Annotated in this window: 13 protein-coding genes; 7 read left to right on the top strand and 6 right to left on the bottom strand. The window is 63.4% G+C overall.

Annotation, left to right across the window (positions count from 1 at the left end):
* Positions 1 to 12 precede the first annotated feature (12 nt).
* Positions 13 to 1434, bottom strand: coding sequence for an RluA family pseudouridine synthase (locus Q8R81_RS17020; RefSeq protein WP_305619710.1), 1422 nt, complete (start codon positions 1432 to 1434; stop codon positions 13 to 15).
* Complete coding sequence (gene crcB / locus Q8R81_RS17015; RefSeq protein ID WP_305619709.1) at positions 1431 to 1829, bottom strand: fluoride efflux transporter CrcB; 399 nt, start codon at positions 1827 to 1829, stop codon at positions 1431 to 1433. The genes Q8R81_RS17020 and crcB overlap by 4 nt, the downstream gene beginning before the upstream one ends.
* Positions 1830 to 2015: 186 nt before the next feature.
* On the opposite strand from crcB, the gene rpsU reads away from it, so the two are divergent.
* The 5 genes from rpsU (at position 2016) to gatB (ending at position 6468) form a co-directional block, all read left to right on the top strand.
* Complete coding sequence (gene rpsU, locus Q8R81_RS17010) at positions 2016 to 2222, top strand: 30S ribosomal protein S21 (RefSeq protein WP_305619708.1); 207 nt, start codon at positions 2016 to 2018, stop codon at positions 2220 to 2222.
* A 155-nt stretch (positions 2223 to 2377) separates the two neighbouring features.
* Positions 2378 to 2971, top strand: a complete 594-nt coding sequence (locus Q8R81_RS17005; protein WP_305619707.1) for an FKBP-type peptidyl-prolyl cis-trans isomerase — start codon at positions 2378 to 2380, stop codon at positions 2969 to 2971.
* 99 nt (positions 2972 to 3070) lie between these two features.
* On the top strand, positions 3071 to 3373 hold the full coding sequence (gene gatC / locus Q8R81_RS17000; RefSeq protein ID WP_292630905.1) for an Asp-tRNA(Asn)/Glu-tRNA(Gln) amidotransferase subunit GatC: 303 nt from the start codon (positions 3071 to 3073) through the stop codon (positions 3371 to 3373).
* A gap of 115 nt (positions 3374 to 3488) precedes the next feature.
* Entirely contained in the window at positions 3489 to 4973 is a 1485-nt protein-coding gene (gene gatA / locus Q8R81_RS16995) for an Asp-tRNA(Asn)/Glu-tRNA(Gln) amidotransferase subunit GatA (RefSeq protein WP_305619706.1), read from the top strand.
* A 1-nt stretch (position 4974) separates the two neighbouring features.
* Positions 4975 to 6468, top strand: coding sequence for an Asp-tRNA(Asn)/Glu-tRNA(Gln) amidotransferase subunit GatB (gene gatB, locus Q8R81_RS16990; RefSeq protein WP_305619705.1), 1494 nt, complete (start codon positions 4975 to 4977; stop codon positions 6466 to 6468).
* 48 nt (positions 6469 to 6516) lie between these two features.
* Here gatB and Q8R81_RS16985 read toward each other — a convergent pair whose 3' ends face one another.
* Together Q8R81_RS16985 and Q8R81_RS16980 are read right to left on the bottom strand one after the other, a co-directional pair.
* Positions 6517 to 6813 carry a hypothetical protein gene (locus Q8R81_RS16985; RefSeq protein WP_305619704.1) on the bottom strand — a complete coding sequence of 99 codons (297 nt, stop codon included), beginning with the start codon at positions 6811 to 6813 and terminating at the stop codon, positions 6517 to 6519.
* A 196-nt stretch (positions 6814 to 7009) separates the two neighbouring features.
* Positions 7010 to 9868: a pitrilysin family protein gene (locus Q8R81_RS16980; protein WP_305619703.1), complete on the bottom strand. Its 2859-nt coding sequence runs from the start codon at positions 9866 to 9868 to the stop codon at positions 7010 to 7012.
* Positions 9869 to 10077: 209 nt separating this feature from the next.
* On the opposite strand from Q8R81_RS16980, the gene Q8R81_RS16975 reads away from it, so the two are divergent.
* Both Q8R81_RS16975 and clpB read left to right on the top strand, forming a co-directional pair.
* Positions 10078 to 11697, top strand: a complete 1620-nt coding sequence (locus tag Q8R81_RS16975) for a M28 family metallopeptidase (RefSeq protein WP_305619702.1) — start codon at positions 10078 to 10080, stop codon at positions 11695 to 11697.
* Between the two features lie 256 nt (positions 11698 to 11953).
* Positions 11954 to 14533, top strand: a complete 2580-nt coding sequence (gene clpB, locus Q8R81_RS16970) for an ATP-dependent chaperone ClpB (protein ID WP_305619701.1) — start codon at positions 11954 to 11956, stop codon at positions 14531 to 14533.
* Between the two features lie 163 nt (positions 14534 to 14696).
* Here clpB and Q8R81_RS16965 read toward each other — a convergent pair whose 3' ends face one another.
* Both Q8R81_RS16965 and Q8R81_RS16960 read right to left on the bottom strand, forming a co-directional pair.
* On the bottom strand, positions 14697 to 15041 hold the full coding sequence (locus tag Q8R81_RS16965; RefSeq protein WP_305619700.1) for a TonB family protein: 345 nt from the start codon (positions 15039 to 15041) through the stop codon (positions 14697 to 14699).
* A gap of 46 nt (positions 15042 to 15087) precedes the next feature.
* Positions 15088 to 17007 carry a methyl-accepting chemotaxis protein gene (locus tag Q8R81_RS16960; protein ID WP_305619699.1) on the bottom strand — a complete coding sequence of 640 codons (1920 nt, stop codon included), beginning with the start codon at positions 17005 to 17007 and terminating at the stop codon, positions 15088 to 15090.
* Positions 17008 to 17096: the final 89 nt, after the last annotated feature.

Here is a 17096-nt window from a genome sequence, read left to right as displayed (position 1 = left end):
CTGTCCCCTCGATCAGCGCGCCTTGCCCCTAGGTGCTCCGCCCGCAGGCTTGCGCGAAGCTGGCCGCGTGCCGGCCGCCTTGGCATCGGCGGCCTTTGCCACCGATGCTCGTGCCGCGCCGAACTTCACCCCGGCAGGCTTGGCAGCGGGTCTTGCCGCCGCCTTCGCATCGCCACGGCCCGCAGATTTTGCCCCGGCAACCTTGGGGCCGGCAGTCTTCGGCCCGGCCTTGGCACCGGCTTTGCCAACAGGCTTGGCTCCGGCGCGCTTGCCCGTGGGCGTGCGGCCGGCGCTGCCAGCGCCCTTTTCGTCATCGGCGCGCTTGCGGCGTTCGCCCCGGCGTTCCTTGCGGTATTCCTTGGCATGGGCCTTGGCCGCGCGCTTCTGCATGGTCTTTTCGGGGATCGGCTTGATCGGATCGATGGCCAGATCGCCGTCTTCCTCATGGAAGCCCAGTTGCGCCATGCTCGCTTCGAAGTGCGAGGGCAGGGGCGCGGTCACGTCGAGCAGATCGCCTTCGGGATGTTCTATGCGCAACCGGCGTGCGTGCAGGTGCATCTTGCGGCTGATCGTGCCGGTCAGGAACGCGGTTTGCCCGCCGTACTTGCCATCACCCACGATGGGATGGCCGATGGCTGCCATGTGAACGCGCAACTGGTGCGTGCGCCCCGTCAGCGGCTGCAGTTCCACCCACGCGGCGGCATTGCCCGCGCGGCTGATCACGCGATAGCGGCTGCGCGCAGACTGGCCCTGGCCGCTTTCGTCCACCATCATCTTTTCACCGCCGGTGCCCGGCTGCTTGGCGATGGGCAGTTCGATCAGCCCGTCCTTCACATCGGGCACGCCCACGACCAGCGCCCAATAGATCTTGCGCGCGGTGCGGCCCGAAAAGCGTTTGGAAAAGAACGCCGCGCTGCCCGGCGTGCGCGCGATCAGCAGGACGCCCGATGTGTCCTTGTCCAACCGGTGGACCAGACGCGGTCGCGGTGCGCCTTCGGCGGCATAGGCATCCAGCAGTCCGTCGACATGCTCATACGTCCCGCTGCCGCCTTGCGTGGCAAGGCCCGGCGGCTTGTTCAGCACAATCGCGGCGCGGTCCTTTTCCAGCACCATCGATTCGGCCAGTTCGATCTGCGCGTCGGTCAACGGCGCGCGTGGACGCTCACCCTTTCCGGGGGTGCCGACCGGCGTGGCGTTGCCCGGCGGCACGCGCAGGATCTGCCCCGCCTCGATTCGCGTGTCCACATCGGCGCGCTTGCCATCCAGCCGGATCTGCCCGGTGCGCGCCCAGCGCGATACGGTGGCAAAGCCCACTTGCGGCAGGTGCCGCTTGAACCAGCGGTCGAGCCGCGCGCCTTCATCGTCCTTGCCGATGGTGAACTGGCGGACGTTGACGTCTGAAAGGGCGCCTTGGCCCTTCTTTGCGGCGCTCATGCTGCACCTCGCATCAACGAGAGGCCAAGAAACAGTCCGGCGATACCCGCGAGAATTGATCCCAGCACATACGTCCCGGCCATGCCATAAAGCCCGCGCTGCATCAGCAGGGCGGTTTCAAGGCTGAACGCGGAGAAGGTGGTAAAGCCGCCCAGCACGCCGACGCCGAGCAACAGTCGCAGCGATTCGCTGCCGCCTTCGCGTGCCAGCCATCCGGCCAGTATGCCCATCAGCAGACTGCCGGACACATTGATAAGGAAAGTGCCCCAGGGGAACACCATGTTGGGGCCAGCAACGGTCGTAACCGCGCGCCCGGCATGATAACGCAGCATTGCGCCAATGCCGCCGCCCAGGGCGACGATGGCGGTTGCCGTCAGGGTATTGGGTGAGTTCATCTGCCGCCCCTTAAACGCTTGGGCCGGGAATTGCACGACTTTGCTTGCCTTTGCTGCCCGATTTGGCTAGTGGCGCTCCCGTTCGGGCCGGTCCTGTACGGATTCGGCACGTTTGGTATTTCCAGAATCAGGGCAACTCCCGCCGGTTTCGCGGGCTCTTGCTGACAGTTTGAGGTGTAGGCGTTTATGCAGATTCTCGTTCGCGATAACAACGTTGACCAAGCTCTTCGCGCATTGAAGAAGAAGCTGCAGCGTGAAGGCGTCTATCGCGAAATGAAGCTTCGTCGCCACTTCGAGAAGCCGTCGGAAAAGCGCGCCCGTGAAAAGGCTGCTGCTGTCCGCCGCGCTCGCAAGCTTGAGCGTAAGCGCATGGAACGCGACGGCGGAAAGTAAGTAAGGTGGGGCGGAAACGCCCTATCTGGCTACTTGCCGTTTGAGCCTGCATGGGCCAAGAGGGCGCCGAACTCCGGCGCCCTTTTTCGTGTGTCGGGAATGGCCATTCGAATCATCCGGCGCGATTCGGGCGAATCGCGTTTGAGGGGAAAAGCATGTCGGAAATCACCCGTGTTCCGCTCCAGCCTGTCGCCAAAGGCTCGCTGACAAAGATCTGGCTCGGCGTAGCGGCTGCGGTCGTGCTTGGTTCGGGCGTGGCCTATGCCACCCGCTATCAGGGCATCGAGATCGAAACGATCAAGGCCGGTGCCGGTGCTTCGCCCACCAAGTCTGACGTTGCGCTGATCAACTATGTCGGTCGTCTTGCCAGCGGCAAGGAATTTGACCGGGGTGAACGCGCGGTGCTTCCGCTCGAAACCGTGATTCCCGGCTTTTCCGAAGGCCTTGGCAAGATGCAGAAGGGCGGCAAGTACGTCCTCGAAATCCCGGCTGAGAAGGGTTACGGCGCAGAAGAAAAGCGCAACCCGCAGACTGGCGAAGTGGTGATCCCCGCCAATTCAGACCTCGTCTTCGAAATCGAACTGATCGATTACAAGAGCGCGGCTGAACTGGAACAGCAGCGCATGATGCTCGAACAGATGCAGCAGATGCAGGGCGGTGCCGGTGGGGCTGGCGCTCCCGGTGGTGCGCCGGGCGGCATGCCGATGCCGCCGATGCCCGGTGGTCCTGCAGGCGCTCCACAACCTTGATCTGCGCCGGGCGCCCTTACGGGGCGGCCTCGGCTTGAAGCACGCCGTGCGCTCTGGTAGCGCGCGGCGTTCCTTTTTCTCCCGTCAAGAGTATCCGCCATGTCCGTAGATACCGCCACCGTGGCCAAGATCGCCTCGCTGGCCCGCATCAAGGTGACCGAGGCCGAAATCGGCGCGATGGTCCCCGAACTGAACGGCATCCTCGCCTGGGTTGAACAACTCGGCGAAGTTGATGTGACCGGCGTAGAGCCGATGACCGCCGTGATCCCCAACACGCAGCGCCTGCGCGATGACGTGGTGAACGCCGATCCGCTGACCGGCGGCGACATGCGCGACGCGGTGCTGGCCAATGCGCCCGCGCCCGAACATGGCTTCTTTGGCGTGCCCAAGGTGATTGAATGATGGTTCACCCCCTCCGCGCCCCCGCGAAGGCGGGGGCCTCAGGCCGCATGGCTGACCGTCTCGTTATACTGCCTGAGGTCCCCGCCTTCGCGGGGACGCAGCTGGAAGTCCTGAAATGACCGACCTTACCAATCTCGGCATTGCCGCCCTCCGCGATGGCGTGGCCAAGGGTGATTTCACCGCCACCGAAGTCGCCACCGCCTTCAACGCAGCGGTGGAAGCGGCGCAGCCCGCGCTGAACGCCTTCATCGTCACTACGCCTGATAAGGCGCTGGAATCCGCAGCCAAGGTCGATGCCGATCGCGCTGCGGGCAAGGCACTCGGCACGATGGCGGGCGTCCCCATCGGCATGAAGGACTTGTTCGCCACCAAGGGCACGCAGACCACCGCCGCCTCGAAGATCCTCGAAGGCTTCACCCCGCAGTACGAGTCCACTGTTTCGCAGAAACTGTGGGATGCGGGCGCGGGGATGCTGGGCAAGCTGAACCTCGATCAGTTCGCGATGGGTTCGTCGAACGAAACCAGCGCCTTCGGCAATGTGATCTCGCCGTGGCGCAGGCCGAGCGACACCGCGCCGCTGGCTCCCGGCGGTTCATCGGGCGGTTCGTCCTCCGCCGTGGCCGCGCGCATCGCGCCCGCCGCTACCGGCACCGACACCGGCGGCTCGATCCGCCAGCCCGCCGCTTTCACTGGCATTTCGGGCATCAAGCCGACCTACGGCCGCTGCTCGCGCTGGGGTGTGGTTGCATTCGCCTCGTCGCTCGATCAGGCAGGCGCGATGGCGCGTGATGTGACCGATTGCGCGATCATGCTTGAAGCGATGGCCGGGTTCGATCCGAAGGATTCGACCAGCCTCAACCTGCCGGTGCCCGAATGGACCGCTGGCCTGAACGCCGACATGAAGGGCAAGAAGGTCGGCATCCCGCGCGAATACCGGCTCGATGGCATGGACCCCGATGTCGCCAAGTCATGGGATGATGGCATCGCGTGGCTAAAGGATGCGGGCGCTGAGATCGTCGAGATCAGCCTGCCGCACACCAAGTACGCGCTGCCCACGTACTACATCATCGCCCCTGCTGAAGCCTCGTCGAACCTCGCCCGCTACGATGGCGTGCGCTATGGTCTGCGTGATCTGCCGGACGGTGCAGGGCTTCAGGACATGTACGCCGCCACCCGCGCTGCCGGGTTCGGCCCTGAGGTCAAGCGCCGCATCATGATCGGCACTTATGTGCTGTCGGCAGGCTTCTATGATGCCTACTACACGCAGGCGCAGAAGGTCCGCACGCTGATTGCGCGGGACTTTACCGAAGCCTTTCAGCAGGTGGACGTAATCCTCGTCCCCACTGCGCCGTCATCGGCCTTTGCGCTGGGTGAAAAGAGCGCCGATCCGCTGGAGATGTACCTGAACGACGTGTTCTCGGTGCCCGCCAGCCTCGCCGGTCTGCCCGCCATGTCCGTCCCGGCCGGGCTGGACCGCAGCGGCTTGCCGCTCGGCCTGCAGGTCATCGGCAAGGCGTTTGACGAGCAAGGCGTCCTCAACGCCAGCCTCGCGCTTGAACAGCGCGCGCAGTTTACAGCCCGTCCGGCAAAGTGGTGGTAAGATGAGCGATTATCGTATTCAGGGCGACACCGGTGAATGGGAGGTCGTGATCGGCCTCGAAGTTCATGCGCAGATTACCACCAACGCCAAGCTGTTCTCCGGCGCGGCGACGGCCTTTGGCGCGGAGCCGAACACGCAGGTCAGCCTGGTGGATGCGGCGATGCCGGGCATGCTGCCCGTGCCCAACTTCGAATGCATCCGGCAGGCCGTGCGCACCGGCATGGCCATCAATGCGCAGATCAACAAGTGGTCGCGGTTTGACCGCAAGAACTACTTCTACGCCGATTTGCCGCAGGGCTATCAGATCAGCCAGCTCTATCACCCCATCGTGGGCGAAGGCGCGATCGAGATTCAGCTGGATGACAAGAACCCCGATACCAAGAAGACCATCGGGGTCGAACGTATCCATGTGGAGCAGGACGCGGGCAAGCTGATGCACGATCAGCACCCGACGATGTCCTACGTCGACCTCAACCGTTCGGGCGTGGCGCTGATGGAAATTGTCAGCCGCCCGGACATGGGCTCTCCGGCAGAGGCCGGGGCGTATCTGTCGAAGCTGCGCACGATCCTGCGCTTTGTCGGCAGTTGCGATGGCAACATGGATCAGGGCTCGATGCGCGCCGACGTCAACGTCTCGGTCCGCAAGCCGGGGGATGAACTGGGCACGCGCACCGAAACCAAGAACGTCAACTCGGTCCGCTTCGTGATGGCCGTGGTCGAACAGGAAGCCAGGCGTCAGGTCGCGCTGATCGAAGACGGCGGCACCGTGGTGCAGGAAACGCGCCTTTACGATCCTGATCGCAACGAGACGCGCTCGATGCGGTCAAAGGAAGACGCGCACGATTACCGCTACTTCCCCGACCCCGATCTGCTGCCGATTGAACTGGACGATGCGTTCCTTGAGGAATGCCGTGCGTCCTTGCCCGAACTGCCCGATGCCAAGCGTGAACGCTATGAAACCGCGCTCGGCCTGTCGGCCTACAACGCCAGCGTGCTGACCGCAGACGTCGAAACCGCGCGCTGGTTCGAAGTGTTGCTGGCCGAGACAGCGGCGCGGGCCAAGAAGCCCGAAGCCGATGTGGCCAAGCAGGCCGCCAACTGGCTGATCTCGGAACTGTTCGGCGCGTTGAACAAGCTGGGCGCTGCTCTTGAAACCTCGCCGGTCTCCCCGGCGGCAGGCGCGGAACTGTTGGCGCTGATCGCCGATGGCACGATCTCCGGCTCCATCGCCAAGCAGGTGCTGGAAAAGATGCTCGAAACCGGTGACGGTGCGGGCGTGATCGTTGAGCGCGAAGGCCTCAAGCAGACCTCCGACACCGGCGCCATCGAAGCCGCGATCGACGCCATCCTTGCCGCCAATGCCGACAAGGTCGAGCAGTACAAGGGCGGCAAGGAAGCGCTGTTTGGCTTCTTCGTCGGTCAGACGATGAAGGCCATGCAGGGCAAGGCCAACCCCGGCATGGTCAATGAACTGCTGAAGAAGAAGTTGTCCTGATACGAATAAGGGGCGCAGCGGTTTTCCGTTGCGCCCTTGGTTTTCCGGTCAGGCCCGCGTGCCTTCCATCGGGAAAGTGCCGAACATCCCGGCAGTAACCTTGCCGTCCAGCGTGTCACCTTCCACGGTGGCAGTGCAATCCAGCGTCATCGGCATCGGCACCGTCATTTTCATCTGCCAAGTCAACGTGTTGCCATCGACCTTGCCGTTCTCGACCTCCATCGAACCCATCTGGCCGCTGTTGGTGCCGGTGAAGCTGTCGCCATCGACATTGACGGTGAAAGTGCTGGTCTGATCGCCCATCGGGGTGTGGGTCACGCAATTGTAGCTGCCGGCTACGGACATGGATGCTCTCCCATTATGGTGTTCTGTGGGTCAGTTTACCTACAAAAGTGTCAATAGCAAGACAGGCGACACCTAACCTTCGTCATTCCCGCGCAGGCGGGAATCCAGCTTCAACGGTTGCGCGCGGGATTCCCGCCTGCGCGGGAATGACGAAGGAAAGAATGGCCCCCTCCCATTAAAAGGAGGGGGAGGAAGCTCACTCCGGCGCAGCCATCTCTTCCACCGGCAGACCCAGCTTGTCGAGTTGCGGCTTCACCTTGGCGGCATCGCCGATTACCACCCAGACCATACCGTCGGTGTTGATCTTTGACCGGAAAGCCTTGTCCGCCTCGGCGGCAGTCATCTTGCCGTATCGGGCCGACAGCGTTTCGTAGAAATCGTCCGGGCGTTGGTAATTGACGATCTTGGCCATGCCTTCCAGCACCGCTGCGCCGCTTTCAAAAGCACCCGGCAGTTCGCGTGCGCTGCCCTTGGTCGACCAGTCCAGTTCTTCAGGCGTGACGCCCTTGGTCGTGTCGAATTCGTCGATCTCGCGCTTGATCTCGGCAATTGCATCGCCAGTCTTGTCGGTCTGGACCGGGGCTATCACCTGAAAACGCACCTTGTCGAGCGGCTCGGTCACGCCGTTGTAGGCGCCATAGGTCCAGCCCTTGGCCTCGCGCAGGTTCATGTTGATGCGGCCAAGGAAGTTGCCGCCAAGGATGTCGTTGGCCGTGCCAAGAGCAAGATTGTCGTCGGTGCCCTTGGCGTCGATCACCTTGCCCGCCATGATGAACGATTGTGGCGATCCCGGACGGTTGACGAGGATCACGCGGCTTTTCTGCGCCGGAACGGCGGCGGAAAAGTCCTTCACCGGGCGCGCCATGCGGTTGGATGGCCAGTTGCCGAAGCTATCGTCCAGCATCTTCACCACCGCATCCAGCGAGGTATCACCCACCACGAAGATCTTCGCGGTATCGGGGCGGAACCAGCGCGTGTGGAAGGCCTTCAGGTCGTCGCGGCTCATGGCCTTTACCGCCACCGGATCACCCAGCCCGCTCGATGGGAAGGCATAGGGGTGGCTGCCATAGAGCGTGGGCACAAGCACGCGGGCGGCCAGCGCCTGCGGGTTCTTCATCTCGGCTGAAATGGCGGTAAGCTGCTGGGTGCGCACACGCTCAAGCTCTGTGGGGCTGAGCGCCGGGCGACGCACGACATCGGCCAGCAGGCCGAGCGACGGGGCAAGGTTGAGCGAAAGTGCATCGACCTGGAACGAGGTGAGATCGCTCGTTGCTGAAAGCGAGATCTGCGCACCCAGGCGTTCACGCTCACGTGCCAGGGCCGAACTGTCGAGCTTCTCTGTGCCCTCATTCATCAGGCTGAGCAGCAGCGATTGCGTGCCCAGCGCGGACTTCGGATCAGCGGCATAGCCCGCATCGAAGCTGACGCGGACCGAGACGGTTGGCACTTCGCTGCGCTTGGCAAAATAGACCGGGATCCCGTTCTTCAACGTGGCGCGCTGGATCGTGGGGAAATCGAGCGGGGCCAGTTCACCCACGGCGGGCAGCTTCGAACGGTCCGCCGCACCAACGGTGGACGCAGGCGCGCCCTTCATCGGCAGCGCGGGATCGGCATAGAACGCCGGGCGCATGCCGGTGGCACTGTCGGTGTAGAACCCGCCGCGCCCTTCGCCGCCCTCAACGCGTTCGCCCGGTTCGACGGTGAGCGAGAAGGCCGGGCGCTTCAGCCACTTGGCCATCGCAGCCTGCACATCGGCGGGCTTCATCGCCGCGATGCGTTCCAGCTCTGTGCGGTAGTGCGCCGGGTCGCCGTTATAGAGCAGGCCTTCGGCCAGCGTCGGCGCTTTGCCGTTGAAGCCGCCAGTGCGTTCCAGCCCGCGAATCTCGTTGGCTGTGGCCGTTGTAGCGGCGCGCTGCAGTTCGTCGGCGCTGGGGCCTTCCTTGATGAACTTCGCAATTTCGGCATCGAGCGCGGCGGCAACCTTGGCCGGGTCTTGGCCCGGTGTGACGTCAGCCTTGACCACAAACTGCGAGGCCTGCGCAAAGATTTCAGCCTCAGCCGAAACCGAAACGGCCAGCTTTTGCTGACGCACCAGCGCATCGTCCAGCCGTGACGAGGCAAGCCCGCCCAGCACCGAGGCACCAAGATCGAGCGGCAGGTAGTCCGGGTTGTCCAACCCGGGCACGGCCCACATGCGATAAATGCGCGTGGTGGCGACCTGATCCTTGATCGTCTTGGCCAGCGGGGCGGGCAGGGTGGGCACCGGCGCGCTGACGGGCTTTACCGCTGGGCCGGGCTTGATATCGCCAAACCACTTGGCCACCTTGGTTTTGGCAGATGCAGCGTCGATATCGCCCGCCAGCACGAGGATCGAGTTGTTGGGGCCGTAGTTGTCGCGGAACCAGCCCTTCACATCGTCAAGACTGGCCGAATCAAGGTCTGCCATCGAACCGATGGTGGAGTGGTGATAGGGGTGGCCGGTCGGGTAGAGGTTCTCAAGCTGCTCGTATTCAACCATGCCGTAAGGATTGTTGTCCCCCTGCCGCTTTTCGTTCTGCACCACGGCGCGCTGGTTATCGAGCACCTTTTGCGTCACCGCGCCGAGCAGGTGGCCCATGCGGTCCGATTCCATCATCAGCACCATGTCGAGCGCGGCGGTGGGCACGGTCTGGAAATAGTTCGTGCGGTCAAACCACGTCGTGCCGTTAAGATCGGTCGCGCCGACCTGCTGCAATGGCGCGAAGAAATCGCCGGGCACGTTTTCGGTGCCGTTGAACATCAGGTGTTCGAACAGGTGGGCAAAGCCGGTCTTGCCCTTCGGCTCGTTCTTCGAACCCACGCCGTACCAGATTGAAACCGCGACCACCGGGGCCTTGCGGTCGGTATGGACCAACACGGTCAGGCCGTTGTCCAGCTTGAAGCTTTCGTAAGGGATCTGGACCTTCGATACGAGGTCGGCCAGCGGCGCTGCCTTGGCGTCCTGCGCGGCGGCGGGGGCAGACAGCGCGGTTGCGGCTGCGATAGCAAAAAAGCTGGTGGTGAGTTTGCGCTGCATGGGTTTCCCGATGTTGTCGTTGGGGCAGCGTGGCTGCCGATGTGCTGTTGGTCCAGAAGCAAGTCCGGGCTGAACGAAGCCGGAATGCGATTGCTCCAGATTTGGTTTGATTGGTAACTTTCTAATGCCCATGATCGCGCGCGCAAGTGCTGCGTTTGCTTTGGCTATGCGCCGCGCAGTCCCTTTCGACGAATGACAAAGAGAAACCGATGAACGTCAAGCTGCTGCTTTCCACCGCCCTGCTGGTTTCCGTTGCCTTTCCGGCACTTGCGGAAGAGCCGGTGTTCAATCCCGAAGCCGTGCGTGCGCATGTGACTTTTCTGGCGGATGATCTGCTGGAGGGGCGTGATACCGGGTCAAAGGGCTACGACATTGCCGCCAACTACGTCGCGTCGCAGTTCATCGCGATGGGGCTGAAACCTGCCGGGCCGGACGGTTCGTTCTTCCAGAAACTGACCGTGCGCGAAGCGCGGCTCGATGGCGCACCCAAGCTGGCGCTGACCTTTGGCGGCAAGGAGACCGTGCTGTCCGATACCGCGCAAGTGCTTGTGCGGCCAAGCCTGACCGACAAGGCGGTGGCGACAGACGCGCCGCTGGTGTTTGCAGGTTTCGGGTTCGATCGGCCCGATCTGGGCTTTGACGACTACAGGGGCCTGAACGTCAAGGGCAAGATCGTGGTCGTGCTCACCGGCTTTCCCAAGGGCACGCCGAGTGAGCTTGGCGCGCATCTCAATTCCGAAAAGGCCGTGATGGCGATGAAGCGCGGGGCGGTGGCGGTCATCTCGGTCCCGACCATCGAGGACACCGCACGCCGCCCGTGGGAGCGCCGGGTGGAGATTTCCGATGGTCCGGCCAAGGGCTGGGTCGGCATCGATGGCAAGGCTTTCAGCCGCACAAGCGCGATCAGGGGTTCGGCGACGCTCAACCCCGATGCCGCCGCGCCGCTGTTTGCAGCAGCAGGCAAGCCGCTGGCGAAGATCTTCGCCGAGGCGGAGCGCAAGGGTGGGCGACCCAAAGGCTTTGACCTGAAAGCCAAGGCCAGCCTGACTTTCGCCAACACGTGGAAAGACGTGGTGAGCGAAAACGTCGTAGCCATGCTGCCGGGGAGCGATCCGAAAGTGGCGGGCGAGTTCGTGGGCATGACCGCGCATCTTGATCACATCGGCGATCATGGGAAGGGCGAGGACAAGCTGTTTAACGGCGCGATGGACAATGCCTCGGGCGTGGCGACGATGCTCGAGGTCGCCCGCGCCGTAGCGCAGGATAGGCCCCGCCGTTCGGTAATGTTCGCCGCGCTGACTGGCGAGGAGGGCGGGCTGATCGGGTCCGACTATCTGGCGCGCAATCCTGTTGTGAAGGGCGAGGTCGTGGGCCTCGTCAACTTCGACATGCCGGTGCTGACCTACAAGTTCACCGATGTCGTGGCCTTCGGTGCGGAGAATTCGACGATGGGGCCGGTGGTGGCCGAGGCTGCCAGGAAGGCGGGAGTCACACTCTCGCCCGATCCGATGCCGGAAGAGGGCCTGTTCACGCGGTCGGACCACTACCGCTTCGTGCAGCAGGGCGTGCCTGCGGTGTTCATGATGACGGGCTTTGCCGGGCCGGGCGAAAAGGCGTTCCGCGATTTCCTGAAGGACCACTATCACAAGCCGAGCGACGACATGAAGCTGCCGTTCGACTGGGAGGCAGGCGCGCTGTTTGCCAAGGTGAACTATTACACGGTGCTGGGCCTGGCGAACGGGGCCGAGCGGCCGAAGTGGTATGCGGGCAGCTTCTTCGGCAAGGAATTTGCGCCGGGGGCGGCGAAGGCGGCTGATCCGGGGAAGTGACGTGGAGGAGGTGCCCACCCTGCGGCGACTAACTTCGCCTTTGGCTCAGTAAGTCTCGCGGCCCTCCCGCTTGCCGGAGGGCGAAACCGCGCGCTCGACTCCCCTCCCGCAGGCGGAAGGGGTTGGGGGTGGGCATTCCAACTTGCGCTTCATCAACGACCACCCTGGTCGAACCGCGTAGCATTTTCGTCGGCGCGGCCCTTGTGTTGCGCAAAAGCCACACCATGTTCAGCGCAACAGGAGGAAGTTCAACACCATGAACCTCGAAAAATTCACCGACCGCGCCAAGGGCTTTCTGCAAGCCGCGCAGACCGTGGCGATCCGCATGAATCATCAGCGGATCACGCCGGATCATATTCTGAAGGCTCTGCTGGAAGACAGCGAGGGCATGGCCAGCGGGCTTATCCAGCGCGCGGGCGGCAATGCGGCGCTGGCGCAGGCCGAAGTGGACAAGGCACTGGGGAAGATCGCCGCCGTTTCAGGATCTGGCGCGCAGCAGACGCCGGGGCTGGACAACGATGCCGTGCGCGTTCTGGACTCTGCCGAGCAGATTGCGGCGAAGTCTGGCGACAGTTTCGTAACCGTGGAGCGGATGCTGGTGGCGTTGACGCTGGCGGCGGCGACATCGGCCGGGCAGGCGTTGAAGGCGGCGAATGTTACCGCGCAGGCGGTGGAAGCGGCGATTACCGCGCTGCGCGGCGGGCGCAATGCCGACAGCGCGAGCGCAGAGAACGCCTATGACGCGATGAAGCGCTACGCCCGCGATCTGACGCAGGCAGCGCGCGAAGGGAAGCTCGATCCGGTGATCGGGCGCGACGAGGAAATCCGCCGCACCGTGCAGATTCTTGCCCGGCGCACCAAGAACAACCCGGCGCTGATCGGCGAACCGGGCGTGGGCAAGACCGCGATTGCCGAAGGGTTGGCGCTGCGCATTGCCAATGGCGACGTGCCCGACAGCCTCAAGGACCGCCGCCTGATGTCGCTCGACATGGGCAGCCTGATTGCGGGCGCGAAGTATCGCGGCGAGTTCGAGGAGCGGTTGAAAGCCGTGCTCGACGAAGTGAAAGGCGCCGAGGGCGAGATCATCCTGTTCATCGACGAGATGCACACACTGATCGGTGCGGGCAAGGGCGAGGGGGCGATGGACGCTTCCAACCTGCTCAAGCCTGCACTGGCACGCGGTGAGTTGCACTGCATCGGCGCGACCACGCTGGATGAATACCAGAAGTACGTGGAGAAGGATCCCGCCTTGCAGCGGCGGTTCCAGCCGGTGTTCGTGGGTGAACCGACCGTGGAGGACACCATATCCATCCTGCGCGGGATCAAGGACAAGTACGAACTGCACCACGGTGTGCGCATTGCCGACAATGCGATTGTGGCGGCGGCTACGCTGTCCAACCGCTACATTTCCGACCGCTTCCTGCCCGACAAGGCCATCGACCTGATGGACGAGGCGGCGAGCCGCATCCGCATGGAAGTGGAGAGCAAGCCCGAGGAGATCGAGAAGCTCGACCGGCGCATCATCCAGATGAAGATCGAGGAGATGGCGCTATCGAAGGAGACCGATCAGGCGAGCAAGGATCGGCTGGCTACCTTACGTGAGGAACTGGCGAACCATGAGCAGCAGTCAGCCGAACTGACCACGCGCTGGCAGAACGAACGCGACAAGATTGCCGCCGAGGGCAAGATCAAGGAAGCGCTGGACGCTGCGCGCAGTGAACTGGACGTGGCGCAGCGCAATGGCGATCTGGCGAAGGCAGGCGAGCTTGCCTATGGTCGCATTCCCGAACTGGAGAGGCAGCTGGCGGAAGCAGAGGGCGTGAGCGTCAACGCAATGCTGCGTGAGGAAGTGACCGCCGACGACATCGCCGCCGTCGTCAGCAAGTGGACCGGCGTGCCTGTGGACCGGATGTTGCAGGGCGAGCGCGAGAAGCTGCTCAAGATGGAAGAAGTCATCGGCAAGCGCGTGATCGGGCAGAAGGACGCGGTGATCGCCGTTTCCAAGGCGGTGCGCCGTGCGCGCGCCGGATTGCAGGACCCGAACCGTCCGCTGGGCAGCTTCCTGTTCCTCGGCCCGACGGGCGTGGGCAAGACCGAGCTGACCAAGGCGCTGGCCGGATTTCTGTTCGATGATGACACCGCAATGGTTCGTATCGATATGAGCGAGTTCATGGAAAAGCATTCCGTGAGCCGGTTGATCGGTGCGCCTCCGGGCTATGTTGGTTACGATGAGGGTGGCGTTCTTACCGAAGCGGTTCGCAGGCGACCCTATCAGGTCGTGCTGTTCGACGAGGTGGAGAAGGCGCACGGCGACGTGTTCAACGTGCTGTTGCAGGTTCTGGACGATGGTCGTCTGACCGATGGGCAGGGCCGCGTGGTAGACTTTACCAACACGCTGATCATCCTGACCAGCAACCTTGGCAGCCAGTACCTCGCCAATCTGGAAGAGGGGCAGGACGTGAGCGCGGTGGAGCCGCAGGTGATGGACGTGGTACGTGGACACTTCCGGCCTGAATTCCTCAACCGGCTGGACGAGATCATCCTGTTCCACCGGCTGGGGCATGAGCACATGGCACCGATCGTGGAGATCCAGGTGGCGCGGGTGGCCAAGCTGTTGAAAGATCGCAAGATCGTGCTGGAGCTGAGCGATGCGGCCAAGCGCTGGCTCGGGCGCGTCGGGTATGATCCGGTCTATGGCGCAAGGCCGCTGAAGCGCGCTGTGCAGCGTTATCTGCAGGATCCCCTGGCGGAGAAGCTACTGGGCGGTGAAGTGCCCGATGGCAGCACGGTGACGATCGATGAGGGCGACGGGGCGCTTAGCTTTGTCGTAAGCTGAGCTTTCGGCCATTCTGCGTCGCCAGTTGCGCAGCGACGCAAAAAGGGGGCGGTCCGGGTGGGACCGCCCCCATGCATGTGCCGGGAGGGGTATCCGGCAGGTCAGGGCATCAGCCGGCCGCAGCAGGGGGGAAGCGGGGCCGATGCCAAGGCGAAGGCTTTGATCAGAGGAGTTTCCACGTTACCGGGACGACGATAGCCGTCGGCCCGCCGGGGGGTGGTGGGACTGCTCCTGCACGGGTCGGCATGGCAATGGCTTCCTTGTCGAGCGTCGATGATCCTGATGGCGCAACCAGTTCGGCGCGCTCGATTTTGCCGCCCGCGCCGACGTACACCTTCACGCGGGCTGTACCTTCCTCGCCCCGCATCTGCGCCGTGCGGGGATAAGTCTGCTTCGACCCGATGATGCGGGCTACTTGCTTCTGCCAATCGGCCGATTGGGCGAAAGTTGGGGTTGCGGTAAGCGCCAAGGCAAAAAGGCCGAAGGCGAACTTTTCGATCATTTTCATGTGTTTATCCTTGCGCTGAGGTGGAGGTGTGTGAGGAGCTTGAGGCTTAGAACTCTGACCAGTCGTCTTCGCGGGGCTTGAGCGCGGTGTTGCCGATGGTCGGGGCGGGGCGGGATGCAGGAGCCATGCGGGGTGTGGGCAACGTGGCAGGGGCGGCCCATGCGTCCGGTGCCCGAACAGATGCCGCAGCCGCCAGGCTTGCCCCGCCGTTGTTGCCGAGACGGAAGCGTGCGAGCTGGTCGACCAGGGCAAGTGTTTCTGTGGCAAGGTTGCGGGTGCCCGCCGAGCTTTCCTCAACCATTGCGGCGTTCTGCTGCGTGAACGAATCCATCGATCCGACCATGCCCGAGATGTCGGCAATGCCTGCCGCCTGCTGGCCCGCAGCCTCGGCAATGGCATCGACAAGGCTGGACACTGCGCTGACTTCGCTGACGATCTGACGCAGGGCTTCACCGCTCGATTCCACCAGAGCGACGCCGCCGCTGACCTCTTCGGTGCTTTTGCCAATCAGATCGCGGATCGATTTTGCCGCATCTGCGGACCGCTGGGCGAGCGCGCGCACTTCGGTGGCGACAACGGCGAAGCCCTTTCCGGCATCGCCTGCGCGGGCCGCTTCGACCCCGGCGTTGAGCGCGAGAAGGTTGGTCTGGAAGGCTATGCCATCAATCACGCCGACGATTTCGGCCATTTCCTTGGAACTGGACTCGATGCTGCGCATGGCTGCAATGGCGCGGGTGGCGGTGTCGCCTACGCCAGCCGCGGTCGAGCGTGCGGTGATGAGGCGTGAGCTGGTCTGCTTGGCGTTTTCAGCGGTCGTTTTTACCGATGTGGTAAATTCGTTGAGCGTGCGCGAAGTTTCAGCAAGCGAGGTGGCCTGTTGTTCGGTGCGCATGGCAAGATCGTTCGATGCGCTGGCGATCTCGTCAGTGCCAAGTTTGATGGTGTTGCAGCCATCGACGATCTTTGCCAGCACGCCTTCGAGCGAGGCGACAGCGGCGTTATAGTCGGAGTGGAGCTTGGCCAGCGCGCCCGTGCCGTTTTCCTTGACGCGGAAGGTCAGGTTACCTTCGGCAAGGGCGGTGAGGCCATCGCCAATCGCATCGATAGTGACCTGCGTTTCGCGGGCCTGAGCCTTTTCGGATTCGGCGCGGGCGTGATCGGAGGCGAAGACATCGCGAAACTGGTCAAGCGCGCGTGCGAGCTGGCCGAGTTCATCACCACGGGTAAGGCCGGGTATGGTGACGGCGTGATCGCCTGCAACAAGCCGTGATAAGGCTTCGGACATCTTCACGACGGGGCGGGCGATGCTGCGGATCAGGAGGGCAAGCATGATCAGCGCGGCAAGCAGGGTGAGTCCCATCGCAGCGAAACTGAAGGTGCGGGCCGAGGCCTGGATTTCCTCCGCATGGGTGGCGACCGCGTCGGCTGCCTTCTTGTTGGCATCGATCGCCGTGAGGATCGCGTCTTCAAGCGCGTAGAAGGTGTCGAGGCCTTCACTGTCGTGAATTGCCTGTGCGCCTGCTCCGTTCCCGGCGAGTGCCATCGACTGGAGCGTCTCGTCCTGCGTTAGGAGGGCGGCCCATGCTTGCTTCATCGCGGCTACGGCGCTTTTCTGCTCAGGCGAGACGACTAGCTTTGCGTAATCAGCAAGACCGCCGTCGATTGCATTGCGAGCGTTACGCAAGAGTTTCTGGCTGCGTGCAATCGCGTCAGGCGATGGCGCACTGAACATTTCGTCCTGCTTGAGGCGGTACTGCGAGGTGTAGGCGTGGATATCGCCCAGCGTTTCCGCGCCGGGAAGCCAGACTGTGCGCTGTTCGGCGGCGATGGCGTTGACTTCGCCAAGCTTTGCAACGGCGAACAGCCCCATCGCAGCAGTGGCCGCCAGCAGCAGCGCAAAGGCAGCGATGAATTTGGCAGTAATATTGAACTTGAGCATCTTGGTCCCCGCAAAGGCACTCGGCATGGGGACCGGTGCTACGCGGAGAAGGGCAAGTTTCGGTAAGGGCGCGGCCCCGTAGTGCTGCGCAGAGGTGGGTAAGGATTTCGCTCAGC

Source organism: Novosphingobium sp., from assembly GCF_030696665.1.
Taxonomy (GTDB): domain Bacteria; phylum Pseudomonadota; class Alphaproteobacteria; order Sphingomonadales; family Sphingomonadaceae; genus Novosphingobium.
The sequence above is the reverse complement of the archived record's forward strand: the minus strand, read 5'-3'. Positions and strand labels throughout refer to the sequence as shown.